28 protein-coding genes are annotated in these 26,000 nt (G+C 54.5%); 14 read left to right on the forward strand and 14 right to left on the reverse strand.

Features of this window, described 5'->3' with window-relative positions:
* Nucleotides 1–174: 174 nt before the first annotated feature.
* Nucleotides 175–1,884 carry a methyl-accepting chemotaxis protein gene (locus EVJ30_RS10030; RefSeq protein ID WP_131468956.1) on the forward strand — a complete coding sequence of 570 codons (1,710 nt, stop codon included), beginning with the start codon at nt 175–177 and terminating at the stop codon, nt 1,882–1,884.
* Between the two features lie 39 nt (nt 1,885–1,923).
* Here the strand turns inward: EVJ30_RS10030 and EVJ30_RS10035 are convergent, their stop codons facing one another.
* The 5 genes from EVJ30_RS10035 to EVJ30_RS10055 form a co-directional block, all read right to left on the reverse strand.
* Nucleotides 1,924–2,571, reverse strand: a complete 648-nt coding sequence (locus tag EVJ30_RS10035; protein ID WP_131468958.1) for a TVP38/TMEM64 family protein — start codon at nt 2,569–2,571, stop codon at nt 1,924–1,926.
* A gap of 110 nt (nt 2,572–2,681) precedes the next feature.
* Nucleotides 2,682–3,110, reverse strand: a complete 429-nt coding sequence (locus EVJ30_RS10040; protein WP_131459047.1) for a DUF1801 domain-containing protein — start codon at nt 3,108–3,110, stop codon at nt 2,682–2,684.
* 67 nt (nt 3,111–3,177) lie between these two features.
* Nucleotides 3,178–3,792, reverse strand: a complete 615-nt coding sequence (locus tag EVJ30_RS10045; protein WP_131459046.1) for a flavodoxin family protein — start codon at nt 3,790–3,792, stop codon at nt 3,178–3,180.
* 29 nt (nt 3,793–3,821) lie between these two features.
* Nucleotides 3,822–4,484 (reverse strand): haloacid dehalogenase type II, encoded by a 663-nt coding sequence (locus EVJ30_RS10050; protein ID WP_131459045.1) that lies wholly within the window; start codon nt 4,482–4,484, stop codon nt 3,822–3,824.
* An 11-nt stretch (nt 4,485–4,495) separates the two neighbouring features.
* Nucleotides 4,496–5,176 carry a Crp/Fnr family transcriptional regulator gene (locus tag EVJ30_RS10055; RefSeq protein ID WP_131459044.1) on the reverse strand — a complete coding sequence of 227 codons (681 nt, stop codon included), beginning with the start codon at nt 5,174–5,176 and terminating at the stop codon, nt 4,496–4,498.
* A gap of 83 nt (nt 5,177–5,259) precedes the next feature.
* Between EVJ30_RS10055 and EVJ30_RS10060 the strand changes: the two genes are divergently transcribed.
* Nucleotides 5,260–5,487, forward strand: coding sequence for a glutaredoxin domain-containing protein (locus tag EVJ30_RS10060; RefSeq protein ID WP_070328128.1), 228 nt, complete (start codon nt 5,260–5,262; stop codon nt 5,485–5,487).
* Nucleotides 5,488–5,642: 155 nt separating this feature from the next.
* On the opposite strand, the gene EVJ30_RS10065 is transcribed toward EVJ30_RS10060, so the two are convergent.
* Nucleotides 5,643–6,065 (reverse strand): hypothetical protein, encoded by a 423-nt coding sequence (locus tag EVJ30_RS10065; protein WP_131459043.1) that lies wholly within the window; start codon nt 6,063–6,065, stop codon nt 5,643–5,645.
* A 110-nt stretch (nt 6,066–6,175) separates the two neighbouring features.
* On the reverse strand, nt 6,176–6,682 hold the full coding sequence (locus EVJ30_RS10070) for a peroxiredoxin family protein (protein WP_131468960.1): 507 nt from the start codon (nt 6,680–6,682) through the stop codon (nt 6,176–6,178).
* A 97-nt stretch (nt 6,683–6,779) separates the two neighbouring features.
* Here EVJ30_RS10070 and EVJ30_RS10075 point away from each other — a divergent pair, with 97 nt between their 5' ends.
* The 5 genes from EVJ30_RS10075 to EVJ30_RS10095 all read left to right on the forward strand — a co-directional run bounded on the left by EVJ30_RS10075 (nt 6,780) and on the right by EVJ30_RS10095 (nt 11,168).
* Entirely contained in the window at nt 6,780–7,385 is a 606-nt protein-coding gene (locus tag EVJ30_RS10075; RefSeq protein WP_070328125.1) for an FMN-binding negative transcriptional regulator, read from the forward strand.
* Nucleotides 7,386–7,525: 140 nt separating this feature from the next.
* Nucleotides 7,526–8,545: an iron-siderophore ABC transporter substrate-binding protein gene (locus EVJ30_RS10080; RefSeq protein ID WP_201739076.1), complete on the forward strand. Its 1,020-nt coding sequence runs from the start codon at nt 7,526–7,528 to the stop codon at nt 8,543–8,545.
* Nucleotides 8,546–8,549: 4 nt separating this feature from the next.
* Nucleotides 8,550–9,569, forward strand: a complete 1,020-nt coding sequence (locus tag EVJ30_RS10085; protein ID WP_131458508.1) for a FecCD family ABC transporter permease — start codon at nt 8,550–8,552, stop codon at nt 9,567–9,569.
* A complete protein-coding gene (locus tag EVJ30_RS10090; protein ID WP_131468964.1) occupies nt 9,566–10,597 on the forward strand; it encodes a FecCD family ABC transporter permease in 1,032 nt (343 codons plus the stop codon). The genes EVJ30_RS10085 and EVJ30_RS10090 overlap by 4 nt, the downstream gene beginning before the upstream one ends.
* 172 nt (nt 10,598–10,769) lie before the next feature.
* On the forward strand, nt 10,770–11,168 hold the full coding sequence (locus EVJ30_RS10095) for a cytidine deaminase (RefSeq protein WP_016507888.1): 399 nt from the start codon (nt 10,770–10,772) through the stop codon (nt 11,166–11,168).
* A 345-nt stretch (nt 11,169–11,513) separates the two neighbouring features.
* Here the strand turns inward: EVJ30_RS10095 and EVJ30_RS10105 are convergent, their stop codons facing one another.
* The gene (locus EVJ30_RS10105) at nt 11,514–12,233 is read right to left on the reverse strand and encodes a GntR family transcriptional regulator (RefSeq protein WP_070328121.1); all 720 of its coding nucleotides are present in this window, start codon (nt 12,231–12,233) and stop codon (nt 11,514–11,516) included.
* 148 nt (nt 12,234–12,381) lie between these two features.
* Between EVJ30_RS10105 and EVJ30_RS10110 the strand changes: the two genes are divergently transcribed.
* On the forward strand, nt 12,382–13,731 hold the full coding sequence (locus EVJ30_RS10110; protein WP_131468966.1) for a 6-phospho-alpha-glucosidase: 1,350 nt from the start codon (nt 12,382–12,384) through the stop codon (nt 13,729–13,731).
* Between the two features lie 70 nt (nt 13,732–13,801).
* Nucleotides 13,802–15,355 (forward strand): PTS transporter subunit EIIC, encoded by a 1,554-nt coding sequence (locus EVJ30_RS10115; protein WP_070328119.1) that lies wholly within the window; start codon nt 13,802–13,804, stop codon nt 15,353–15,355.
* Between the two features lie 51 nt (nt 15,356–15,406).
* On the opposite strand, the gene EVJ30_RS10120 is transcribed toward EVJ30_RS10115, so the two are convergent.
* Nucleotides 15,407–15,679 carry a hypothetical protein gene (locus EVJ30_RS10120; RefSeq protein ID WP_131468968.1) on the reverse strand — a complete coding sequence of 91 codons (273 nt, stop codon included), beginning with the start codon at nt 15,677–15,679 and terminating at the stop codon, nt 15,407–15,409.
* Between the two features lie 167 nt (nt 15,680–15,846).
* On the opposite strand from EVJ30_RS10120, the gene EVJ30_RS10125 reads away from it, so the two are divergent.
* Complete coding sequence (locus EVJ30_RS10125) at nt 15,847–16,086, forward strand: type II toxin-antitoxin system Phd/YefM family antitoxin (protein WP_131468970.1); 240 nt, start codon at nt 15,847–15,849, stop codon at nt 16,084–16,086.
* A 35-nt stretch (nt 16,087–16,121) separates the two neighbouring features.
* Here the strand turns inward: EVJ30_RS10125 and EVJ30_RS10130 are convergent, their stop codons facing one another.
* The gene (locus tag EVJ30_RS10130) at nt 16,122–17,021 is read right to left on the reverse strand and encodes a helix-turn-helix transcriptional regulator (protein WP_131468972.1); all 900 of its coding nucleotides are present in this window, start codon (nt 17,019–17,021) and stop codon (nt 16,122–16,124) included.
* Nucleotides 17,022–17,087: 66 nt separating this feature from the next.
* Between EVJ30_RS10130 and EVJ30_RS10135 the strand changes: the two genes are divergently transcribed.
* The gene (locus EVJ30_RS10135; protein ID WP_131468975.1) at nt 17,088–17,606 is read left to right on the forward strand and encodes a dihydrofolate reductase family protein; all 519 of its coding nucleotides are present in this window, start codon (nt 17,088–17,090) and stop codon (nt 17,604–17,606) included.
* Nucleotides 17,607–17,700: 94 nt separating this feature from the next.
* Here EVJ30_RS10135 and EVJ30_RS10140 read toward each other — a convergent pair whose 3' ends face one another.
* The 4 genes from EVJ30_RS10140 to gnd all read right to left on the reverse strand — a co-directional run bounded on the left by EVJ30_RS10140 (nt 17,701) and on the right by gnd (nt 21,933).
* Complete coding sequence (locus EVJ30_RS10140; protein ID WP_131468977.1) at nt 17,701–17,946, reverse strand: hypothetical protein; 246 nt, start codon at nt 17,944–17,946, stop codon at nt 17,701–17,703.
* A 160-nt stretch (nt 17,947–18,106) separates the two neighbouring features.
* The gene (gene gntK / locus EVJ30_RS10145; RefSeq protein ID WP_131468979.1) at nt 18,107–19,606 is read right to left on the reverse strand and encodes a gluconokinase; all 1,500 of its coding nucleotides are present in this window, start codon (nt 19,604–19,606) and stop codon (nt 18,107–18,109) included.
* 16 nt (nt 19,607–19,622) lie between these two features.
* Nucleotides 19,623–20,966 (reverse strand): GntT/GntP/DsdX family permease, encoded by a 1,344-nt coding sequence (locus EVJ30_RS10150; RefSeq protein WP_016507825.1) that lies wholly within the window; start codon nt 20,964–20,966, stop codon nt 19,623–19,625.
* 82 nt (nt 20,967–21,048) lie between these two features.
* A complete protein-coding gene (gnd, locus tag EVJ30_RS10155; RefSeq protein ID WP_070328380.1) occupies nt 21,049–21,933 on the reverse strand; it encodes a phosphogluconate dehydrogenase (NAD(+)-dependent, decarboxylating) in 885 nt (294 codons plus the stop codon).
* A 183-nt stretch (nt 21,934–22,116) separates the two neighbouring features.
* Between gnd and EVJ30_RS10160 the strand changes: the two genes are divergently transcribed.
* The 3 genes from EVJ30_RS10160 to EVJ30_RS10170 are packed head-to-tail and all read left to right on the forward strand — an operon-like array spanning nt 22,117 to nt 26,000.
* Entirely contained in the window at nt 22,117–23,193 is a 1,077-nt protein-coding gene (locus tag EVJ30_RS10160; protein ID WP_070328381.1) for an NAD(P)/FAD-dependent oxidoreductase, read from the forward strand.
* Complete coding sequence (locus EVJ30_RS10165) at nt 23,193–24,767, forward strand: nucleoside recognition domain-containing protein (protein WP_131468981.1); 1,575 nt, start codon at nt 23,193–23,195, stop codon at nt 24,765–24,767. The genes EVJ30_RS10160 and EVJ30_RS10165 overlap by 1 nt, the downstream gene beginning before the upstream one ends.
* Nucleotides 24,768–24,779: 12 nt before the next feature.
* A complete protein-coding gene (locus tag EVJ30_RS10170) occupies nt 24,780–26,000 on the forward strand; it encodes a GTP-binding protein (protein ID WP_131458519.1) in 1,221 nt (406 codons plus the stop codon).

The raw sequence follows: 26,000 nt of genomic DNA on the forward strand, positions 1-26,000 counted from the left end.
TAGTTGGCCTGTGCTTCGAGCTGACACTAAAATTGCAGGCTCGACAGAAATAGAGGCAGAAAAGACAGAGAATGCATATTTATCGCTTTAAAAATGATAAAAAAGGTCAACACTTTAAGGAACAACTTCACACTCTACCCCTCACCTACGATAAAACAGATAGGAGGTATGACCATGAAGAATTTGAACATGTCCAAAAAACTTGCGGTGTTGATTACCGTTTTTATCGCAACGCTCGTCGTTGTGGCGGCGCTCAGCCACGTCCTGATGGGGCGGATGGCCGACGCGGGAGAAGAAATCTATGAGGAACGGCTGTTGCCGATTCGCTATTTGGGTCAGATTCGGACCGACAACCGTGCGCTTGACGGTTATTTGCTCGAATTAATACTCGCGACCGACTCAGCACGGAATGAAGAACTGCAAGCGAACATCGCGGAACGACGTAACAGCATCGGTACGAACCTCGAGCTATTCAACGAGACGTTCACATCGAAGGACGAGGAGATGAAGCGACAGGTCGAAAACTTGAACGCCGAGATCGTGTCCTACCTTGAAGGTTCTGAATTAGTGCTCCAGCCGTCACTCCGTGATGAGGACGCGGCGGCCTATCGCGTCTACATGAACGACTTGAGACCGGTCCGGCAAAACCTAGTCGAGACGGCCACTGTCATCATGGACGAAATCAATCAAGAAGCCGAGACGGCGAGTGCGGCGATGCAAACGGACCGCGAACGGTCGGTCCTCACCTTTTGGGCACTCGTCGCGCTCGGCGGAGCGCTATCGATTGCGCTCGGCATCTACATCACGCGTCTCATCGTCCGTCCGATTCGTGAGTTGAACAGACTGATGAGCCAGGCCGGTGCCGGTGATTTGACGGTTGAGAGCACATATGTGTCACGGGATGAGTTGGGTTCCCTCTCGACTTCGTTCAATGAGATGAAAGATAGTCTCCGGGAGTTGATCGGGAATGTCACGTCGACCGCCGGACGCGTCGCGACGTCGTCCGATGATTTGAAATCGAACGTCGAAGAGACGACGAAAGCGACTGAGATGGTCGCCGTCACGATGGAAGAAATCGCGTCAGGCTCGCTCCGTCAATTGACGCGGGTGAAAGAATCGAACGGCACACTGACGGAACTGACGAACGGGATCCATCATGTCTCGGGCAGCGCCCAACAGATGACAGAGCTTTCGGAAGGGGCGCTCCGGAAAGTCGGTACCGGGAATGACTTGATTGAGACGCTCGAGACACAGCTCGAGGAGATGAGTGGGAAAGTCAAAACACTCCAACACGTCATCGGCCAACTCGACGTCCGTTCCCAAGAGATCGGGACGATCACCGGAACGATTTCAGGCATCGCCGAGCAGACGAACTTGCTGGCGTTGAATGCGGCCATCGAAGCGGCTCGGGCCGGCGATCATGGACGCGGGTTCGCCGTCGTCGCCTCTGAAGTGAAAAAGCTCGCCGAAGAGTCGGCCGTCGCGACGAAGTTGATCGCGTCGCTGATCACGGACACGCAGTCGGAGACGAAACAAGCCGTCAAGACGATGCACGTCGTCGAAGACGATATGGCGCATAGCGTGACGAACGTCCAACAGGCAGGGACGGCGTTCGATGAGATTAAGTTCGCGATTGAAGAAGTGAGTCAGAAAGTCGAGGAAGTGTCTGGTGCTGTCGAAGAGATGGCGGCAGGTGCGACCGAGGTGTTGACGTCGGTGCATGAGATTCAAGGCATCACCGAGACGACGGCGACCGAGACCGAGAACTCATCGGCGGCGACGGAAGAACAGATGGCGTCAATGGAAGAAATCACGGCGTCGGCGCAAGAACTGTCGAATATGGCAGACGAGATGCGTGAGATGACGAGACGATTCAACGTCTAAAGCAAACGGATGAGGCAGCCGCCTCATCCGTTTTTTTGTTTATTCAGACGTTAAGCCGAGCCACTTTTTGACCGGATTCCGGAAATAGTAGGTGACGCCTAGCAGACTGACGAAGACGAGCCCGGCGATGAAGATCGTCGTCACGCTCCCTGAAGCGAGGCTAGCCCCTAAAAAACTGTAGGCGAGTGTCCCGGGGATCATCCCGAGCACGGTCGCGAGCAGGAACGACTTGAACCGCACTTTCGCGATGCCGCCGGCGTAGCTGAGCAGATCAAAACTGACGAGCGGGATCAGGCGCAGCACGAACACGTATAAAAAGCCGCGCGCCTCCATCTGGGCGAACAGTTTCTCCGACCACGGATACTTCTCGACTTTGAGCACCGAACGTCCGAACAGCCGGGCCATGACGTAGCCGGTCACCGCCGCTGCGGTCGCACCGAACAGGATATAGAGGACACCGGGCCAGACACCGAATGCGAGACCGGCGCCGAGCGATAAGACAGACGTCGGCAAGAACACGAGCGGGCCGATCGCATAGATCAAGAAGAAGACGAGTGGTCCCCACCAGCCGAACGACAAGACGATGTCCCGGACGTCGGACGGGCGAAGCTCGTAATGGAAATGGGTGATGTAAAAGATCGTCCCGAACAGGACGAGCATGAGACTGATTTTGAGCGGGCGTGGCATAACGGGTCCTCCTTTCGACGAGTATCTCTTCTCAGCATACAATAGCGGGCGATTCAGGGGCGGTAACCAAGCTTACAAAATGTGCCGAAAAAAAGAGACGACCAACGCGGTCATCTCCGGTTTCCTCCATATAGCTCGATCCAGCGCTCCGGCGTCATATTCGCGGCGAGCTCGCCGATCAAGTCGTACGGGATATGCAATACGTTTTTGAAACGGATGCAGCTCTTGCCCATGTCGAGCTTCGTCGGCACTCGTTCAGCGTACGCCTGCTCGAACCAACGAAACACGTCTTCGTCGGCGTAGACGCCCATGTGATACAAGGCGACGTGATTCTTCTGGGCGATGACGCTTATAAACGGCAACGGGGTGCCCGGCGTCACGTGATAACCGGGCGGGTACATCGACAGCGGCACGACGTAATGGACACCTTTCCCGTCGGTCGTCTTCTCAAAGCCGTCCGGCAAGTTCGCATCGATCACGTCGATCAAGCGGATAAAGCTGTCGAGCCGTTTATCGTCAACGAGTGTCGTGTAATCCATCACACGTCACCTCCTCGTAAAATCTTCGCCATCGCCTTGCCATTAGCCAGTTCATCGCCTTGGTCGGTCACGGCATGATGTTGCCTTCAGCCGGGATTGGATGTTGTTTCAACATGTTCGCGAAATGATAGAGGTTATACGCCAAAACCCGTCCGTTCTTTTTCGTGAAGGCGTTGTCGCGGCCGGCGTCGAGGTACGAGTCGCCTGGACCGGCTTCGCCGACCCAGTACGCGTCGACGTTCGGCGGGATGGTGAAGCCGATATGGGACAGACCGTACAGGATTAAGGCACAGGCGTGTTTCGCCCCGTCCTCGTTGCCCGTTGCGACGACACCGCCGACTTTGTTGTAGTAGATGGCTTGACCGTGTTCATTTTTCAGCCCGCTCCCGCCGTATAGCCGTTCGATCACTTGGGTGGCGACGCTGCTCTTCTCCCCGAGCCAAAGCGGCGTCCCGATGATGAGGATGTCGGCGGCTTTCACTTTGTCGAAGAGTTGCGGCCACTCGTCGCCAGCCCCTTCGTCCTCGGTCACCCCGAAAGCGATATCGTAGTCGACGACGCGGACGATCTCTGACTCGACGCCGAGTTTGTCAAAGTGGGGGATGATGTCTTTCATCAGACCTTCCGTATGCGATACCGTGTCTCCGCTTTTCAACGAACAGTTCAAAAATAGTGCCTTCATCACGATTCCTCCTTCTCAAAAGCAAGACGTTACGAAGTTCTCCATTCCAAAATTCCGGTCAAGTCGTCGTAGACCGCGTCTGGACGCACATCCATCGTTTCGAAGGGTTTGCCGTCACGATTGATCCACGCCGTCTGGAAGCCGAAGTTCTTGGCGCCGATGATGTCCCAGCCGTTCGAAGACATGAACAGCACCTCGTCCCGCTTCAAGTCGGTCGTCTTGAACCAGCTCATATAGGCGGCAGGTGACGGCTTGAACTGTTTGACACCGTCGATGCTGACGAGTTCGTCGAACAGTTCGGTGAACGACGCGTTCGCGATCAATTGTTCAAGCATGTCAGCGGTCCCGTTCGACAAGACGACGGTCTGATTGTCCTGTAGCTGCTTCAACACGTCCTCGACTTCCTCATATGGTGAGAGTTCCGCATACGTGGCGATGAGCGTGTCCTCGACGTCGCTAGATGCGGTCACGTCGGCCGCCGCTAAGGCGTAACGCAAGGCGTCACGCGTGACGACCGAGAAGTCTTCGTAGCGGCCCGAAATCTGACGGATGAAGAAATATTCGAGTTGTTTCGTGCGCCACGTCTGACTGATCGGGTCACCTTTCCCGGGGAACTGTTCGTCACACGCCGCCTTGACGGAATGGACATCGAACAGCGTCCCGTACACATCGAATACGAATGCTTTTATCAAATAATCCCCTCCTAAAGTTCGTCTAGCGCCTGGTGGACCTTGTCCGCGTGGATCGAGAGACGCAGTCCCTTTTTGATATACCCGTCTTTCTTCAAGTTAGACATGATGACGCTCGTCGTCTCCCGTGTCGTCCCGACCATGGCGGCGATATCGGCGTGAGTCAGCTTCATGTTGATCGTCTGCCATTCTTTTTTGCGTTCACCGCTCTTCTCGCTCAACTTGAGGAGCAGGAACAAGATGCGGTACTTCACGTCGGTCAAAGCAATCTTTTCACTGAGCGCGTACACTTCCTTAAGTCGCACGGACAGGATGTTGATCAGCTTCAAGGCGATCTTCGGATTCTTTTCGATAAATTGCTCGAACTCATCGACCCCGATCGTACAAAGATATGTGTCCGTCATCGCCTCGGCGTACAAGTCATCGTCGGTCAACGAGAGCGTCGCCGTCTCACCGAAGATATTGCCGCTCGTCAAAATGTCGACGGTGAACTGTTTGCCGTGCTGATTCATCCGATACAGCCGGACTTGTCCTTCTTTCAACAGGAACAACGCCGGGATCGGGGCGTCCGGGGAGACGATGACTTTCCCTTTCTTGACAGGACGCATCTTACTCATCTCATCGATCACTTTCAACTCTTGCATCGGCAGCTCGTCGAACAGGCTGATATGTGAGAGTAACGTCAATTTGTCCATCGTTCACACCTCGCTTTCGTGTAATCTGTCTTACTGTCTCTCTTGATTATAAGCGATAGAATGAGGAAAAAGGGGGGAGTCTCGTGCTCGAACTTTATACGATCGACGGCTGTTCACGGTGTCACCGTGTCAAATTGCGCTTAGACGAATTAGCAATCCCGTTCGTCGAAAAAAATCTATTCGAAGAACAGCGCTTTGCCGAAGAATTGATCAACTTGAACCGCGAACTTGTCACCCCGGCACTCGTGAACGAGACCAGGGTCTTCACGGGAGACGAGTTATGGGACGAACTCGAGCTACTGACAAAGTGAACAGGCGAAAAAAGGGAGCAGGGTGACTCCCTTTTGTCATATTGTGACGTGTTCGGTTAGGAAACGGGTGACTTCACCTGGCGTCTTCGCGTTCGCGCTATGGAGATGCTTGCGCAAATTGCTGTTCCGTCGTGCTGTTCATACGCTGCCCTTTATTAACGAGTTGCCGCTTTCGGCACGACTTGTTTTTCGGTGCGTAGTTTGAAGACGATGGCCAAGATGAACGAGAAGAACAGATGCGTGACGAGGCTCATCAGCTGATCCGGTGCGAACGCGTTCGCGAGGTTCGTCCCCATGCCCATCATGAGCGGCATGATGACGAGCGGACCGACGATCCAAATGCCGATGCCGAACAAGACGGCGAGCGCCCAAACGTTTGAGATGACCAAATGACCTAATCCGTACGTGACGCCGAAGATGATGCTGATGATCATATGGACGATCCAACCGACGACGAGACTTTCGCTCCCGACCATGCTGGCAATCATTCCAATCATGCCCATCATCTGCATCAGTAGACCAAATAAGATCCCGCCGATGACCCCGCCAATCACACCGTTGACCACATACCGTTTCATCTTCCTCACTCCTTTTAATTTGATACAATAAGTGTATAGCGAATAGATTTTGATTTCTGTAACCGGCCTTACAATTTAGACAAAAAGACGTCATAATGGACGTCTTTTTGTCATTTCAGATTCTTTTTGATGTACTGGACGATTTTCCGGAGCTCGGTCGCGGTCGGTCGGCCGAACGGGCTCGTCTGAATCTGTTGATACAACAGACGCCCAGTCTCGTCGATGAGGAAGTAAGCCGGTTCCCCGTGCTCGCCGTGGTCGGCGTACGGGGCGTCGGCGCCATGGTACTGAACGCCGTAATCGAGCAGCGTCTCGAGCGACTCGTCTCGGAGGACAGGGAAGCTGAGCGCATTGTCGTCGGCCATCTGCTTCAAGTCCTCGGCGCGGTCGGCCGAGATCGTCACGAGCCGAATGCCTTTATCGCGGAAGTAGCCTTGTTGGCTCTCGAGTTCTTTCAAATCTTGGACACAGACCGGACACCAGGCACCACGGAAGAAGATGATGAGATGCCAGCCATCGTGCCGTTCAATCGAGTCTGTGAGTGAGAACGTGTCACCGGATACGTCCGGTAAGTTGAAGTTTGGGGCTTGGTCGCGTAAGTTGAAAAGTGTAGCCACTGGGGGTTCCTCCTCTATGTGTTGTTTCGAGGAGGCAATCCTACCATGTCATCGGCCGCTTTGTTTGTAAGCCAGCTAACAATGGAGGAGGAATTCGATGTACGTTCCAAAACTATATGCCGTCAACGACGCTGAAGAAGTCCACGCTTTCTTGAAAGCCCATCCGTTCGGCACCGTCGTCACACATGACGGGCAGAAGCCACACGCGACACACGTGCCGCTCCGAATTCACGCAGAAGATGGCCACATCTGGTTCACGACGCATATTGCCAAGAACAACTCGCAATGGCAGTCGATCGAAGACCAGACCGTGCTCATTATCGTCCAAGGAACGAACGCCTATATCTCGGCGTCGTTGTATGGCCACGAGGACGTGTCGACGTGGAACTATCAGGCCGTGCATCTGTATGGGAAGGCGACGATTTTGTCACCTACAGAGCTCGAGATGGATCTGGCAGGGCTACTCCGTGACCATGAAGGGGAAAGAGAGAACGCCGTCGTCTGGGAGGAGTTATCGGAGCCGGTGCAACGGCAAAAACACGGCGTCGTCGGTTTCCGTATCGATATCGATGAAATCCAGGCGGCGTTCAAGCTGAGCCAGAACCGGAACGATGAGGATTATACGCGCATCGTGTCGGAGTTAGAGCAGGCAGGATGTCCGATGGCGGATGTGATGCGAGATAACCGAGACCCGTCGACGTGAAGTCGATGGGTTTTTTGCGTATTTCACGTTGACAACGTCAAGCCGTTCAGCCTATACTCATAACTGATAATGATTATCAATGTCGATTAAGCGGCATTGTCATACGAAAAGGGGATCAGAACGTGAAAAACTACAAAAAGATGCTACATATGTTCATCGTCATGTCTGCCTTCGTGCTCGTGCTCGCCGGATGCGGCTCGAACAATGAAGACGCGGCCACGACGGATGAGTCGACTGACACAGCGGAAGGCTATCCGATCACAATCAAACACGCGTTAGGCGAGACGGTCATCGACAAGAAGCCGGAACGCGTTGCGACGGTCGCTTGGGCGAACCAAGACGTCGCGCTCGCGCTTGACGTCGTCCCAGTCGGTTTCTCGGCTGCGAACTACGGTGTCCAGGACGGAAGCGGCATGTTGCCATGGACGGCTGAGAAGTTAAAAGACCTCGGGGAAGACAACCCGAACATTTACCAAGACACAGATGGTCTCGACTTCGAAGCGATCGCTGACTCACAACCGGACGTCATCTTGGCTGCCTACTCAGGCATCACGCAAGAAGACTACGACACGTTGAGCGAGATCGCACCGGTCGTCGCTTACCAAAAAACGCCTTGGGTGTCATCATGGCAGGACACGGTCCTCTACGACTCGATCGCCATGGGCATGGAAGCAGAAGGCAAGCAGTTGATCGCAGACACAGAAAAACTCATCGCTGACAAAGCGGCTGAAGTACCGGACATGGCTGGCAAGAAAGCGGCCTTCATCGCGCTCAGCCCGGACGACCTTTCGAAGTTCTACATCTACACGACAGGTGACCCGCGTGGCGCCTTCATCGAAGAGCTCGGCATGGAATACCCAAAAAACATCACGGATCAAATTAAAGATGAGAACAGCTTCTACCTCGAGCTCAGCTCGGAGAACGCCGACATCTTGAACGACGTCGACATCTTCGTCACTTATGGTAACGAAGAGACGTTGAAAGCACTTCAAGCGGACCCGCTCTACAGCAAAGTACCGGCCATCGAGCGCGGATCGGTCGTCATGATCGAAGACAACACGCCGCTCGCGGCTGCCGGGACACCGTCACCGCTCTCGATCGAATACACGATCGACGACTACTTGAAGCTCGTCTCAGAAGCGATCGGGAAAGTCGAGTAATCATATGAATAGGCTGAAGAAGTTGCAAACGCCGAGACATTTCCCGCTCCTGCTCGTAGGGTCGATCGTCCTGCTCGTCGTCTGCATGCTCGCTTCACTTGCTTTCGGCTCACGGACAGTCGGATGGGATGAACTGCTTGACGGTTTATTCCGTCCGGCTGTTCAGTCGTATGAAGCGGACATTGTCCGGCAACGGGTCGTGCGGACGCTGTTCAGTCTCATGTGCGGCGCGGCGCTCGGTGTGTCGGGTGCTTTGATGCAGTCGGTGACGCGCAATCCGATTGCCGACCCGAGCATTCTCGGGGTGAACACGGGCGCGGCGCTGTTCGTCGTCGTCGGGATCGCGTTCTTCAACATCTCGACTGCGGGCGACTACATCTGGTTCGCCCTCGTCGGTGCGCTCTTGACGGCCGCGTTCGTGTTCGGTATCGGCTCGCTCGGACGAGGTGGTTCGACCCCGCTCAAGCTCGTCTTGGCCGGGGCGGCGACGAGTGCGGCCTTGTCCTCGCTCGTCATGGCGATCATGATCCCGCGCTCGAACGTCATGGACCAGTTCCGGTTCTGGCAAGTCGGCAGCGTCGGGGCGGGGACGATGGACTCGATCGTAACGTTCCTCCCGTTCTTCATCGCCGGCATCTTTATCGCCATCTTCGCGGCCCCGTCACTCAACATCATGGCGCTCGGCGAAGAGATGGCGACGGGACTCGGGGTCCGGATCGGTTCGTTGAAAGTCATCGCTTCGTTCGCCGGCGTCATCTTGTGTGGCGCGGCGACGGCCTTGGCCGGTCCGATCGGCTTTATCGGTCTGTTGGCCCCACACTTGATCCGTCTCGTGCTCGGGCCGGATGAACGGTACATCATTCCGATGTCGGCCTTATCGGGCGCCATCCTGTTGACGTTCGCCGACGTGGTCGGGCGTTTGCTCGGCAGTCCGGGAGAACTTGAAGTCGGCATCGTCACCGCGTTCGTCGGGGCGCCGATTTTGATCGCCTTGACGATGAAAGTGAAGGTGCGTGGCCTATGATGAAACAGTCAGTTCAACCTATCATTCACAATAGTCGCAAGCGCCGGCAGCGTACGGTGTTCGTGACGCTCGTGCTATTCGTGCTCGCGCTCGCCTTGAGCGCGACGATGCTCATGCTCGGCAATACGATCTATCCGGTCGCGGACGTCGTCCGTGTCTTGTTCGGGGAACAAGTACCGGGTGCGTCGTTCGCCGTCGGCACGATCCGTCTGCCGCGCATGCTCGCTGGCGTCTTCTCAGGACTCGCGTTCGGCATCGCCGGGACGGTGTTCCAGACGATGCTCAGAAACCCGCTCGCCAACCCGAACGTCATCGGCATCACGACAGGATCGAGTGCGGCCGCCGTGTTCGGCATCGTCGTCTTGCAGGCGAGCAACACGTTCGTCTCGATGATCTCGGTCATCGGGGGACTCGCGACGGTCATCGTGCTCTACGTCTTATCAAAAGGCGCCGTCTTCTCGATCGGACGTCTCGTCTTGGTCGGGATCGGCATCCAAGCGATGCTGACCGCGGTCATCAACTACTTATTGCTCATCAGTCGCCAAAACGATGTCGGGACGGCGATGCGTTGGCTGAGCGGCAGTTTGAACGGGGTCAAGATGGAGACGTTACCGCCGCTCATGCTCGCGGTCGCCCTCTGTCTCCCGGTCATCCTCCGCCTCAGCCGGCAGCTGCAGATTTTAGAGCTCGGGGAGATGACGGCGACGTCGCTCGGTATCAAGACGAACCAGACCCGGGTGCTCTTGATCATCGCCTCGGTGCTCATGCTCGCCTTGGCGACAGCGACGACCGGACCGATCGCTTTCATCGCCTTCCTCGCTGGGCCAATCGCGAAGCGGCTCGTCGGGGATGGGCGCTCGACGATCATTCCGGCCGGACTTGTCGGCGTCGTCCTCGTGCTCGCCGCCGATCTGATCGGTCAGTTCGCCTTCACCGTCCGCTATCCGGTCGGTGTCATCACCGGCATGGTCGGCGCGCCGTATTTGATTTACCTCTTGATCCGGATGAACCGGAGAGGGGAGTTGTAACGAGAGAGGAGCCGTGTCGGGTGGGACACGGCTCCTGTTTCGTCTAGGTGAAAGCGTCAACAAAAAAATGTTGACTTGTCTCAAGTGCGAGGTGTATGCTAGAAATCCTGCCCAAAAATCGAGGCACGGGAACTGGCATCAGTTCATTTTGAGTCAGAGAGGACATGATCCCATGAACCAACAACAATTAGTCGAGCGCGCCCGTCAATTGAAAGAGAACGCCTACTCACCGTATTCGAACTTCCGTGTCGGAGCAGCGTTGCTCATGAAGGACGGAACGGTCATCGACGGCGTCAACGTCGAGAACGTCTCGTTCGGAGCGACGAACTGTGCCGAGCGCACGGCTGTGTTCACGGCCATCGCGCAAGGCTATAAAAAAGGTGACTTCGAAGCCGTCGCGGTGTCAGGTGACACGGTCGACTTCTTGCCGCCATGCAGCATCTGCCGCCAAGTGCTCGTCGAGTTCGGTGATCCGGATTTTAAAGTGTTGCTCACGAACGGCAACGCCGACGTCAAAGAAGTGACGCTCGAAGAACTCGTCCCGCTCGCGTTCACAGAGCTCGAAATGTAAACAGCAATGCCGAGTCCATGCGACTCGGCATTTTTTACTGTTCTGGCTTCGATTTGCTGAAGAAGTTGTGCGGGGTTTTGATGCCTGTTAGCGTCCGGAATTCGTAGCCGCACTGTTTCGCATGGCGGATGCTGACGACAACGGACTGAGCAACAGGCAGGCCAACACGAACAAAATCAAACGCTTCTTCATCGGACAAATCCTCTTCACGTTAAGTAGACGGGGGTTGGACGGTGCCGGCGTGAAATATACGTTACTCTTTACCCGATTACATTCCTAAAAATCGAACAAACAAAAAAATCGACATCGAATCGCTCGATGTCGTCACATACGTCTATATTTAATTCAATGCCTGCGTCCGGCACGGATGATGAAGCGGTATTCTTCGCTCTTGAAATACGTCTCCGTAAACTCGAAGCGGCTCCCGTCCATGAGGAAGGAATACAGCTCGACTTTGAGTACCGGCGTCCGTTCGCTCACTCCAAGCATCTCGGCAATCTCTTTCGTCGGGAGCACTGGGATGAACTCTTGGACGCTGTCGGCAATCTTCAATTGTTTGACGTTCTCGATGTACTCGTACTTCGACCGGGTCATCACTTCGTACGTCAAATCAGGAAAGAGCTTGAGCGGGAGGTACGTGTCCTCGACGATGAGCGGCTCACCGTCCGCGAATCGTTGGCGTCTTACATAGAAGACGAGTTCTCCTGTTTCAAGTTCGAGCGCTTCTCGAACTTTCTCACTCGGTGGTTGTAGCGTGAAGGTAAGTACTTTGTTCGTCACATCTTTTCCCTCTCGCTTCATGTCTTCGGTGAAACTTTTCAGTTCATACATATTGTGTTCGATCTTCTCGGACTGGACGTACGTGCCGCTTCCTTGTCGTTTCCACAACAGTCCTTCCTCTTGAAGCAGCTTGACCGCCTGGCGGACAGTGACTCGACTCACGTCGAACTCTTCGACGAGTTGCGCTTCTGTCGGGATTGCCTCTCCAGGAGCCCACGTGCCGGATTCGATGAAGCCGCGCATACTTTGTGCGACTTGTTGATAAAGCGGGGACTTTGCCTTCATGAAAAACACCTCCGATTTCTACTTGGATTTATACATTCAGTATACACAAAGTAAAACGTTTTCAAAAATAATGTTGACGACGGAAAATATATGTATTAAATTTGTATTGTAATCAATTAGATATGTATGTTGAAAGGGGAAACGAAACATGAAACAGAGACAACGACTCGTCGTCGTAGGTGGCGGTAGCACGTACACAATCGGTATGATCATGAGCTTGATCGAAGAGAAAGCGCACTTCCCATTACGTTCAATCACATTTTATGATACAGATGGTGAACGCCAAGAGCGAGTCGCGAAAGCGACTGAGGTCATCTTGCGTGAGCATTATCCAGAACTTGAGTTGTTCGAATATACGACGGACAAAGAGTATGCCTTTAAAAACAAAGACTTTTTCTTCGTCCAAATTCGGACCGGTGGCTTGGAGATGCGCGAGAAAGATGAACAGATTCCGCTCCGTCATGGTGTGGTTGGACAAGAAACGTGCGGACCGGGTGGTATGTCTTACGGGATGCGTTCAATCGGCGATATGATTGAACTCGTCTCAGACATCCGCACCGGGTCACCGGACAGCTGGATTTTGAACTATACGAACCCGGCGGCGATTGTCGCTGAAGCATTGAAACGGGCCTATCCAAACGATAAGAAGATTATGAACATCTGTGACATGCCGGCGGCCATCATGGTGAGCTATGCAAAAATTCTTGGGAAAGAGATTTGGGATCTCGTTCCGGAATATTTCGGGCTCAACCACTTTGGCTGGTTCACAGGCATTTATGACAAAGAAGGCAACGAGTTGACGCAAGACATCAAGCGCGCCATCTTGGAGGACGGCTTCATTCCCGAAGACTCAGAGATCGCCAACGATCCATCGTGGATCAAGACGTTCAAGCAAGTCGAGAAGATGCTTACCGACTTCCCGGAATACTTGCCGAACACGTATCTCCAATACTACCTGTACCCGTCCGACATGGCAGAGAAGGAAGACGTATCGAACACGCGGGCCCGCCAAGTCATCAACGGGCGACAACAGCGCGTCTTCTCGATGTGCGACCAAATCATTGCCGACGACTCGCTCGAGAATGCGCATCTTGAAGTCGACATCCACGGGTGCTACATGATCCGTGTCGCGGCGTCACTTGCCTACAACAACGGGGACATTTTCATCGTCATGGTGAAGAACGATGGCATCATCGCCAACTTGCCGGACGATGCGATGGTCGAAGTGCCAGCGATGCTCACGAACCGCGGACCGAAACCGTTCGCCGTCGGGCACATCCCGCGTTTCTATAAAGGGATGATCGAAGGACAGCTCGCCTACGAGCAGCTCGTCGTCGACGCTTACTTCGAGAACAGCTATGAGAAAGCGCTCCAGGCGTTGACACTTAATCGGACTGTCGTCGACGCGCCGATCGCCCGTCAAATCCTTGACGACTTGATTACCGAGAATGAGAACTACTGGCCGGCCCTCAAACAACGAGAAACGGTCACGCGCTAAATAAAGGGGGATGCCATCCCCTTTATTCGCTTTATGAATTGACAACGCTTACACATGAGGAGTGAATCAGATGAGTCAATGGTTCGGGGTATTTCAAAAGTTTGGGAAGGCACTCATGGTGCCGGTGGCGCTTTTGCCGGCAGCAGGAATTTTGCTCGGTCTCGGGGCGGCGTTGACCGGTCCGCTCGCGGAAAGTTGGACGTTTCTTCAAAACGGGACGGTCGAGGCGGTCAGCGCCGGGATGTTGCAAATCGGCTTGAGCATCTTTGCCAACTTGCCGATCATCTTTGCGATCGGTGTCGCGGTCGGTCTGTCCGGCGGCTCGGGAATCGCGGCGCTCGCCGCGCTCGTCGGCTACGTCATCATGAACACGACGATCTCGATCGCACTTGGCATCACGCCAGAGATGGCAGCTGAGAGCGGGGAGTACGGCATGCTGCTTGGCATCCCGTCACTCGAGACGGGCGTGCTCGGCGGAATCGCGGTCGGCTTGCTCGCCGTCTGGGTGTATAAGAAGTTCCATACATTCAATCCACCAGAGATGCTCGGTTTCTTCGCCGGAGATCGCTCGGTTGGGATTGTGATGGTGTTCTTCTCTATCTTGCTCGGTTTCGTCATGATGCTCATCTGGCCACCGATTCAGACGGGTCTCACGGCGATGGCGAACGTAATCGCGAGCGATGCGACGAACCCGGCCTACGTCGGGCTATACGGCATGCTCGAACGATTGTTGATTCCAACAGGTCTCCATCATATTTGGTATGCGCCGTTCTTATGGACGTCACTCGGTGGCACGGCGACGGTCGGTGATACGATTGTAAACGGAGATCAGTATATCTTCCTCGCTCAAATTGCTGAAGGGGTCGATGTGACGGCTGGTCGATTCATGGCCGGTAAATTCCCGATCATCATGTTCGGATTGCTCGGAGCCGCATTGGCGATGTATCGGCAAGCGGATCCGGATAAGCGTCCGGTCGTACGTGGTCTTCTGCTCGCGGCAGCTGGGACAGCGTTTCTGACAGGAATCACGGAGCCGATCGAGTTCACGTTCCTCTTTGTCGCACCGATTTTATACATCATCCATAGTGTCTTGACCGGAATCTCGTTCGCACTCATGTATGCACTCGACGTTCATATTGGTTGGGCCGGGGGTTCAGGATTCATCGATTACATCTTGGTGAATGTGCTGCCAGGGACACCACGTTGGTGGATGAACCTCGTTGTCGGGGCTGGGTTCTTCTTCGTCTACTACGGCATCTTTACATTTGCTATTAAAAAGTGGAACTTGGCGACGCCAGGTCGTGGGGGACAAGAGACGAAACTGTTCACACGAAAAGACTATAACGATAAGAAATCGACAAAAACGTCGATTCAGACGACGGCACTTGCCATTCAAGAGGCACTCGGGGGTCGTGACAATATCGTCGACATCGACGCCTGTTTCACACGGCTACGCGTCGAACTGAAAGACGTCTCGCGCATCGATGAGGATGAGTTAAAAGCACTCGGGGCGGCCGGGGTCGTCAAAGTGAAAAATAACATTCAGGCCATCTTCGGAGGACGTTCTGATTTGTACAAGAACGAACTGCTCAAGATTCATAAAGATATGGATCAAGCGAATTGAACAAAGCAGCCCAACCGTTCATGGTTGGGCTGCTTTTTAGTGTGACTCGTGTCAGTTGATGGCTGACGGTGTTTTGAAGAACTGGATACCTTTGATAAGTGAGGCGAAGACGAGTCCGATTGCGAGCGGCAACGTGACGACGCCGATGCCTTGCTCGGTGACGATCATATTGCCTTCTTCATAGTAGCCCTTTAAATAGAACAGCCCTGAACCGATCGTCTCGTTCAATTCGAGTGGCGAGATGGTGATGTATACCATGATCATGAACAGTGAGACGACGCTGATGGAGACGAATAGAGTGCAAAACGACAGCTTGTTAGTCATGAGAGCGCTCCTTTACTAAGAGGTATGCAAGTTGACTTTACCATTAAATTACAGTTTTTGCATGAATCGAATTATTCGTCATGAATAATTACAGAAGTCTCATCGAATTTCTGCTGTTCCTTCGGGTATAGTTTAAATATCAATGATTTCAAAGGAGAGTGAGCAATATGACTGTCATTTCCTACGGCGAGGCACGTGATAACTTGAAAGCAGTTTTGCATCAAGTACACGACAATCAAGAGACGATTACAATCGTACAAAAGAACGGCAAACATGCAATCATCATGCCTGAGCAAGAATACAACCGGTTGATGGAAACGATGTATTTGTTGCAAAGTCCGAAAAATGCTGAGCGACTTCAGGAATCTGTTCGACAGCTTCAACTAGTAAATACTCGACCGAACTAAAATGGACTCACACCTTTGCCGGTATGAGTCCATTTTCATTTGTATAAATCCCATAGCTTACTTGCCTGCTCCCGCATCATCTCACGCAATTCGATCGGTGCTACGACCTCGACTTCCGCCCCGGCCGCGAGCAACTGCCGCGACAAGAACGAAAGCTCCGCTTCTGGAACGATCCACTCATTCTTTTCCGCGATACCGGGTAATACGTCTTCAATCAGACGTTGGCCGAGCGGGGTGATATTGAGCCGGACGGCGACGCCGGAACGTGCGTCGCTCGCGGGCAGCAGCGTCTCCAAGTCGTCCGCTTCGAACGTTTCATTCAACGAGTGCAGCGCTTCAATCCGGTCGATCCGATATTGACGCAATCCATAGTCCGATCGACCGAACACGTACCATTTGAAGTTGAGGAGCGCCATCCCGACCGGCTCGATTGTGAACGTCCGTTGTCCTTTCGTCGTCGCGTACGTCATCTCGACTTTTTGTTTTCGTTCGACCGCCTCATAGACGTCTTTCGTGAACGGTGCCGATGGGACGGTCTTGTTCCCGAGCCAAAGGATGTTCTTTTCGAGCCGGGCGATTTTCGTCTCAAGATCATGTGGCAACTCGTTCACGTACCAGTCGGATAGCGTGTCGCGCATGTCGCCGAACGGCACGTCCGGGATCTGTTCCATCCATTTGAGCGTGAGGTAGAGCGCGACCGCTTCTTGCTCCCGGAGCTGGATCGGCGGTAGCAAGCGGTTCGGCAACATCTCATAACCGCCGCCCGTGCCAGGGACGCTCCATATCGGATAGCCGAGTTCTTCAAGCGTGAACATGTCCCGTTGAATCGTCCGGACCGAGGCACCCGTCTCTATCGCCAGTTCGACCGCCGTGAAGCGTCGTCCCCGGTTGAGCAATCGGATCAACTGTAGATGTCGTTTTTTCAAATGAACCATTCCCGTCATGTTTTGTCGTGTTTGTCGATTAAGCTGAATGTATCACGAACCAAGGAGGAATACATCATGGCAAACGTCGTCGTATATATCGCGATGAGTTTAGATGGAAAGATCGCTCGGACGAACGATCAGCTCGATTGGCTATTTGAAATTATTGGGGATGGGGACAACGGTTACGCCGACTTCTTCAAGACGGTCGGTGCGGTCATCATGGGACGGAAGACGTATGAGGAAGTGCTCCGGCTCGAGGACAATCATTACCCGTACGCGAACATCCCGAACTACATTTTGACAAGGAGCCCAGACCGGGAAGCCGAGCACGTCACGTTCACGGACGAGCCGATCGAGCAGCTCATCGAACGATTGAAACAAGACGTCGACGGAGATATTTGGATTGTTGGGGGAGGCGAGGTTATCAAAGCAGCGATGGAGCACGACCTGATCGACAGCTATGAGATTGCCATCGCTCCGGTCGTATTAGGCGAAGGGATTCCGCTCTTCCCAGAAGGCACGAACGAGACGAAGTTGAAACTGACGAGACAACGTGCGTCGGGACAGTTCGTTATGGTTACGTACGAACGATAAACAAAAAAGTCGACCCTCAAAGAGTCGACTTAGTCTATAAAAGCGTCACATGGATAATATAAAACGACATGTGACGTTTCATCATTGAAATAGCTTATAAGAAGTTTACAAGAAATGTGATCACGACAAATGATAGACCGAGTAAGACGAATGCGTAACCTAAGATTTTTGGACTGAACCAAGAGAGAAAGAAACTAAACAAGATTTCAACTCCATCTGTCGGTGTCCCTGTTTCTTTGGATTTTGTCTGATCTTTTGATTTAATGAGCAATACGCCAAAGACGAGAAAAGGGATTGCCGCAAATAAAGATTCAAGTACACTACTCAATTCGTCATTCATTCGATTTTGCCTCGTCTCTTATAATTTAGAATGGAAATATGTTGTTGGTAGTCCTGAGAAAAAGTATATCATGCCTTTCTTCCATTTGAAGCCCATATTTAGCATAGTTGTTTGATTTAACCAATATAAGGGCCGAGTTCACGATGAACTTGGCCTCTTCTTATACATGCTTCCGCTGAAACGCAGCAATCGCTTCATACTCTTCCGCGAAATGACGTGATAAGCGAATATAAATCGGGAGCAACTCCCGGTAGATTGTCGTCGCCTCTACGTCCGGAATGTGCTCATGCGTCACTTGCGGCACGGCCGTGAAGTCGTCGATGTCACCGAACGCATACTCACCGAGCATGACCGCACCTAAGCACGAACTCTCATGGCTCTCCGGGACGACGACCGGCGTGTCGAAGATGTCGGCCATCATCTGGCGCCATAGCTTCGACTGGGCGAAACCGCCCGTCGCATGGATCCGGTTCGGTGCGCCCGTCAACTCGTCGAGCGCGAGCATGACCGTATACAGGTTGAAGATGACACCTTCGAGCACCGAGCGGATGAAGTGCTCACGCTTATGGTGGATGCTCAGGCCGAAGAACGAGCCGCGTGCGTTCGAGTCCCAGAGCGGGGCCCGTTCGCCCATCAAGTACGGGTGGAACAACAGCCCGTCGGCTCCCGGCCGCACCGTCTCAGCGATATCAGTCAAGATGTCATAGGCGTCCATGCCGAGCCGTTTCGCCGTCTCGACCTCGCTCGCCGCGAACTCGTCCCGGAGCCAACGCAAGATGATGCCGCCGTTGTTGACCGGTCCACCGATGACCCAATGCTTGTCGGTCAAGGCGTAACAGAAGATACGGCCTTTCGGGTCCTCGACCGGCTCCCGGACGACCGTCCGGATGGCACCGCTCGTCCCGATCGTGACAGCGACGACGCCCGGTTCGAATGCCCCGACACCGAGGTTCGATAGCACGCCGTCGCTTGCCCCGATGACGAGCGGGAAGTCCCAGCCGAGCGTCTCACGCACGTCTTGCTTCAATTGAATGATCTCGGTCGTCGGGACGAGCTCGGACAGTTGGTCCGGTGTGACGCCGGCGATATGTAACGCCTCCGCGTCCCAGTCGCACGTCTTCAAATTGAACAGACCGGTCGCCGAGGCGATCGAATGGTCGACGACGAAGCGTCCGGTCAGGCGATAGAAGACATACTCTTTGATCGAGACGAACTTGGCAGCACGAGTGAACACGTCCGCATGTTCCGCTTTTAACCAACGCAGTTTCGACAGCGGTGCCATCGGATGGACCGGTGTGCCGGTGCGCATATGGAGCGCGCTCGCGTCAAAGTCGCGTTTGATTTCCTGCGTGTACGGGTTGGCCCGGCTATCGGCCCAGGTGATACTGTTCGTGAGCGGACGCCCTGACACATCGAGTGCGATCAAGCTGTGCATCGCCGAGCTGAACGAAGCGAAGCGGATCGGCCCGTCGGCTTGCGCCCGGACGGCACTGACTGCTTCAAGCACCGCCCCGTAGATGACGACCGGGTCTTGCTCGGCCGTCTCCGTGTCCGGGGTGAGGAGCGGATACAGCACGTTATGTACCGCGAGTTGTTGGTGATTCTGAAACAGGACGGCTTTTGTACTCGTCGTCCCAATGTCGACGCCAATGGTGTACACACAATCACTTCCTTTGTTAAATGATGAATAGGCTGATCAAGAAGACGACCGCAAATCCGGTCAGTCCGATAATCGTCTCCATGACGGTCCACGATTTGAGCGTGTCTTTCACGTCTAGACCGAAGTAGCGGTTGACGAGCCAGAAGCCCGAGTCGTTGACGTGTGAGAGGACAGTCGCACCGGAAGCGATGGCGATGACGATCAAGCCGAGCGCGGCCCCAGTGATGTTTTGAATCTCAAGAAGCGGCGTGATGAGTCCTGCCGCCGTGACCATTGATACGGTCGCTGAACCTTGGGCGACGCGGACGACGGTCGCAATCAAGAAGGCGAGCACGATCGCCGGAAGCGGTGACCCGGCCATCATCTCCCCAAGGACGTCACCGACACCTGAGTCGATCAAGATTTGTTTGAACACGCCGCCGGCACCGGTGACAAGGATGATGATCCCGGCCGGTTCGAGCGCTTTCGTCGCAATCTCTTGCACTTCGTCACGTGTGTAACCACGGCGCGTGCCGAGGAAGATGAACGTGAGGAGCGTCGCGATCGTCAAAGCGACGAACGGATGACCCATGAACGTCAAGAACGTACGAATCGTATTTCCTTCATCTAACAGTACCGCAGACAACGTGTTCGCAAGAATCAACACGAGCGGGATCGAGATGAGCGAGATGATCATTTTGAAACTTGGCAGTTCTTTCGATGTATCGATCTCTTCAAATTCCATATAGTCCGGGATGGTGACGTGAATCTTGTTCGCGATGTACTTCCCGAAAATTGGACCGGCGAGAATCGCTGCCGGAATCCCGGCGATCACTCCGAACAAGATGACCCAACCGAGCTCAGCACCGATGAGGTTTGCGACCGCAATCGGACCTGGTGTCGGCGGGATGAAGCTATGTGTGACGGCGAGGCCGGCGAGGAGCGGGATGCCGTAGTAGAGCAGCGAGCGACCCGTCCGCTTGGCGAGGCCATAAACGATTGGAACGAGAATGATGAAGCCGACGTCGAAGAAGACCGGGACGGCGACGATGAAGCCGGTGATGGCGAGTGCCCATTGTGCCTTGTCCTCACCGAACTTGTTGACGAGTGTCTGGGCGAGACGTTCCGCGCCACCTGATACTTCTAACATTTTACCAAACATGGCACCGAGTCCGACGACGACGGCGACGAAACCTAGCGTCCCGCCCATCCCGTTCTGAATCGAGGTGATGACATCCCCGAGCGGCATTCCGGCCGCGATCCCAACGAGCAAGCTGACGAGCAAGAGCGAGACGAACGCATGAAGTTTCGTCCGCATGACCAAAAATAAGAGTAAGAAGATGCCGGCGACGGCGATCAAGATAAGTGTAGAGCCTGACATATTTAGTTCCCCCTTTACCGTATGTGTAACCGTTTACAAATTTTTACAAAGGAAAAGGCCACCCCTGACCTTCTCCCGAACATTATTTTTTGACGACCGCGTGCCCTCCGAACTCGTTGCGGAGTGCGGCGACGACTTTACCTGAGAACGTGTCGTCCTCGAGTGAGCGATAGCGCATCATGAGAGACATGGCGATAACCGGGGCCGCCGCCTGCAGTTCGAGCGCCGTCTCGACCGTCCATTTTCCTTCCCCTGAGGAATGCATGACGCCACGGATCTCATCGAGCTTGGCGTCTTTTTTGAACGCGTTCTCGGTCAGTTCCATGAGCCATGACCGGACGACCGAGCCGTGGTTCCAGACGCGGGCCACTTGTTCGTAGTCGTAGTCGAACGGACTCTTCTCTAAAATATCAAACCCTTCGGCAATGGCTTGCATCATGCCGTATTCGATGCCGTTGTGGATCATCTTGAGGAAGTGGCCGCTGCCGGCCGGTCCCGTATACAAGTAGCCGTTCTCGACCGAGAGGTCCTTGAAGATCGGCTCGATGGTTGGCCACGCCTTTGCGTCACCGCCGACCATCGTGCAGGCTCCGTTGCGTGCACCGTCCGTCCCGCCGCTCGTCCCGCAGTCGAAGAACGAGATGTTCTTCTCTGCGAACTGCTCGGCGCGTGCGACCGACAATTTATAGTTCGAGTTGCCGCCGTCAATGACGATGTCACCAGGTTCGAGTCGCTCGAAGAGTTCAGTGAGCACTGTCTCCGTGATGTCACCAGCCGGGACCATCGCCCAGACGACACGGGGCGCCTCAAGCTTGTCGACGACGTCCTTGAGTGTCGGGACAATCTCAAACGCTGTCGTCGCCTCGACGCTCGACGCGTCCGTACCGATGACCGTGTGGCCGTGGTCGCTCAAATTGAGCGCCAAGTTGTAACCCATTTTACCTAATCCAATCAAACCGATTTTCATAACGTCACCTCAAAAAAGAATTTTTTTCCGTCTCTAGTCCATAATATCAAATAAAATTCGATTTTCAATTTAATTTTTGAAATTTATTTCGATTTTTTTATTTGGCCGGTTTCTGACTTGACAATCCTACTCAAGCAGTTCTATAAATAGTAATGATTACGATTAAGGGATAGGAGTGGTCGAATGATTACCGTCATCGGAGCCGGACCCTCGGGCGTTGGAATGTCCATTTTATTGAAGAAGTTAGGATTACCTTTCGTCTTGGTCGACCGAGACGAAGTTGGGGCCAGTTTAGCGAAGTGGCCGGAAGAGACGACGTTTTTGACCCCGTCCTTCACGGCGCATGGTTTTGGCGCCCTCGATTTGAATGCAGTCGCACCGAATACGTCACCAGCGTATTCGCTCCATAAAGAGCGTTTCACCGGATTGGAGTATCAACGCTACTTAAAGAGTCTCGTTGCGTTTTATGAAATTCCGTTCGAGAAGCGAGGCATTTACAAAATTAAAAAACAAGGTGATGCGTTTAAGCTGAGCCACTCTGACGGGACTAGCCTGAGCGATTTTGTCATCGTGGCGACGGGTGAGTACGGTGCGCCGATCCAGCCGTTCGAGGCCGGCAAACACGTCTCGACCGTGACGGCGTATGACGAAGAGTCGACGAGTGTCATCATCGGCGGCGGTGAGTCGGCGGCAGATGCCGCCATCCATTTGGCCAAGCATCGCGACGTCCTCGTCCTAATGAAAGAACAATGGGGGACGCAGCATCATGACCCGTCGACGACGCTCTCACCTTACACGAGACAACGTTTGTTCCCGTTGCTCTCGGACGGGAGCGTCAAGACGCGTTTCGTGACCGTTCAAGCAATCACCGAACAAGATGGCATCTATTCGATCAAGACGGACGGCGGAACGGTCAAGACGGATCACGTCCCAATCGTCGCCACCGGCTATAAACCGAACCTCGGTCCGTTCCGCGAATGGTTCGAATGGGACGCCTCCGGTATGCCGGTCTTGAATGACCGGGACGGCTCGACGATTGACGAGCGTCTATTTTTAATCGGACCGAGTGTCCGGCAACGTAACGTCATCTTCTGTTTCCTTTATAAATATCGTCAGCGCTTCGCCGTCGTCGCCGAGACGATGTTGACACTGTCGGACCAGCAGGTGGACAAGGACCAGGCCGACGTCTTCAACGACTATATTGACAACGATATGTTTTTGGACGACTTGTCCTGCTGCGACGCCGGATGTGACTGCTGATGGACGTCGCACTGATCGGACTCGAATCGTCCGGCAAATCGAGCCTCCTCTATCGGCTGAGTCAGTACAAGACGGCCCGTGGCTTGAACCAGCGTGGGTCGACGACCGATGTCGTCTCGTTCGAGGCGAACGGACTGACGTTTCATGACATGCCGGGGCTGCGGCACGACACCGATTTCGAGCGCTATCGCCATGTGACGGACGAAGCGGACGTCCATGTCGTCTTTGCTCGGGCTCATCAGTTGATTCGTGAGTGGAAGCGGCTTGAACGGGTCCTCACGTCGGGCAAACGGATTTTGCTCGTCATCTCACACATCGACCGACTTGATGAGGATTCGCTGCGCCGAGTCGAGCACCAGTTGAAGAAGCGGCAAATTCCCCACGTCATGCTGCAGACGCCCGGCAGCACGTGGAAGACACAATCGTTTTTCAAACAGTTGACCGAGGCACGGGCACTGTCCTTAGCAGATGTCTCGGCCTTGACGAGTCTATACGTCAAGCAGACGGACCCGGTCAATCTGTTCTTGAAGCACCCTGTCGGCGGGGTCGTCGCAGCGGTGCTCACGATTATCCTGTTGTACGGGCTCCCGGTCGCCCTCGCCTATCAAGTGGCGAGCAGGCTCGAGCCGTTCATCGAGCGCTTCGTTGACGTCGGGTCGACGTTTATCGACGGGGCCTTTTTAACGACGATGCTGTTCGGCGATTTCGGTTTGCTGTCGCTCGGCCTCTATTCGTTCGTCTGGGCGTTCCCGGTCGTCGTCTTGCTCGGCGTGATGGTCGGTGTGACCGATGACACCGGACTGAAGGACAAGCTCGCGGACGCACTCGATCCGGTCATGCGCAAGCTCGGCTTGAGTGGCCAGGACTTGATTCCGTTCCTTGGTGGCTTCGGTTGCAACGTGACGGCGCTCGATCAGACGAAAGGGTGTCATGCGTGCACACAGAAGAACTGCGCCTCGCTCATCTCGATCGGTTCGGCGTGCAGCTATCAGATGGGGGCGACACTGTCCGTGTTCGGCGCCATCGGGAAGCCGATGCTCGTGTTCCCGTACGTGTTCAGCCTGCTCGTCATCTCGCTCGTGCACTTGAAGCTGTTTGCCCGTAAAGAAGTGCCGCTGTTCTGGCGGCATGAGACGTTCTTGCAGCCGGCCCAGGCCGCGAACGTGCTGCGCCACGTCCGCGACGTCGTCGGTCAATTCATGACGCAGGCGATGCCGCTCTTCTTGCTCATCTGTCTGGTCGCGGCGCTGCTCGATTGGACTGGATTGATCGCGCTGCTCGAGTCGGCGATGACACCGATCCTGTCGCTCTTACAATTGCCGGCTGTCGGCGCGGCCGCCTTGTTCGCGAGCATCATCCGAAAAGATGGGATTCTATTGTTGAACGAATCGGCATCAGCCATGGCGACCGTCGACGTGTTCTTACTCGTCTTGTTCGCCTCAGTGGCCACGTCGTGTCTCGTCACGATGACAAAACTCGGCAAACTTTTCGGTTGGCGCCAGGCGATGCGGACGATCGCGCTTCAGTTCGCAACGGCGTTCGGCGCCGTCTTTATCTTGTCGCACCTATTATAAAAGGAGGAATACATGATGAACAAAATTCCAGTTACCGTCCTGTCGGGTTATCTCGGCGCGGGCAAGACGACCGTATTGAACCATTGGCTCAACAACCGCGAGGGCAAGCGTCTCGCCGTCATCGTCAACGATATGAGCGAGGTCAATATTGACGCCGCCTTGATCGACCAGGGCGGATTTGCGCGGACGGAAGAGAAGCTCGTCGAACTGTCGAACGGTTGCATTTGTTGCACGCTCCGCGACGACTTGTTGATTGAAGTCGAGCGCCTCGTCAAAGAAGGAGACTACGACGGGATCGTCATCGAGTCGAGTGGGATCTCGGAGCCGGTACCGGTCGCCCAGACGTTCACGTTCGCCGATGAAGAGAACGGGATTGACTTGTCGCGCTATACGAAAATCAATGCGATGGTGACCGTCGTCGATGCGTATGGATTCATGCAGGACGTCCGTTCGCGTGACGCACTCCTTGACCGTGACCAGGCCGTCGGTGACGAAGACGACCGGACGATCGCCGATCTGTTGATTGAGCAGGTCGAGTTCGCCAACGTCATCGTCTTGAACAAAGTGGACCGGATGACCCCTGATACGCTGAAAGAAGTCAGACAGACGCTGAAGGCGCTCAATCCGGGCGCGCTCGTCATCGAGTCGACGTTCGGTCAAGTGTCAACAGACATTCTAACGCTCGACTTGTTCGATTTCGAAGAAGCGCAGTTGAACGCCGGTTGGGTGCGCGAGCTGCAAGGCGGACATCATCACCACACCCCGGAAACCGAAGCGTACGGCATCTCGAGCTTCGTCTATCGGGCGAACCGTCCGTTCCACCCTGATCGCTTCGCCGCCTTTTTAGACAAGTGGCCAACCGAGGTCGTTCGGGCGAAAGGGTTCCTCTGGATCGCCTCACGACATAACCTCGTCAGTGAGTTCAGCCGGGCCGGCTTCCATCATTCGCTCGAGCACGTCAGCCGCTGGGTCGCGACGTTGCCGATGCTCGACCAAGACTATTACTTACGGGAGATGCCGGGCTTGTCAGAGCGTTGGGACACAGAGCATGGTGACCGCTCGACCGAACTCGTCATGATCGGAATCGGTTTTGACCAGACGACATTGACGGCCGAGCTCGATGCATGTCTCGCGACGCGTGCAGAGCTTGAGACAAACTTGAAGGCAGTCGACCGCTTACCGAGTCGGGACGCGTACGAGCGGATGATTCATGCGCTCGGGTTGGAGGCGTGA

Source organism: Exiguobacterium sp. SH5S13 (genome assembly GCF_004337085.1).
Lineage (GTDB): Bacteria > Bacillota > Bacilli > Exiguobacteriales > Exiguobacteriaceae > Exiguobacterium > Exiguobacterium aurantiacum_A.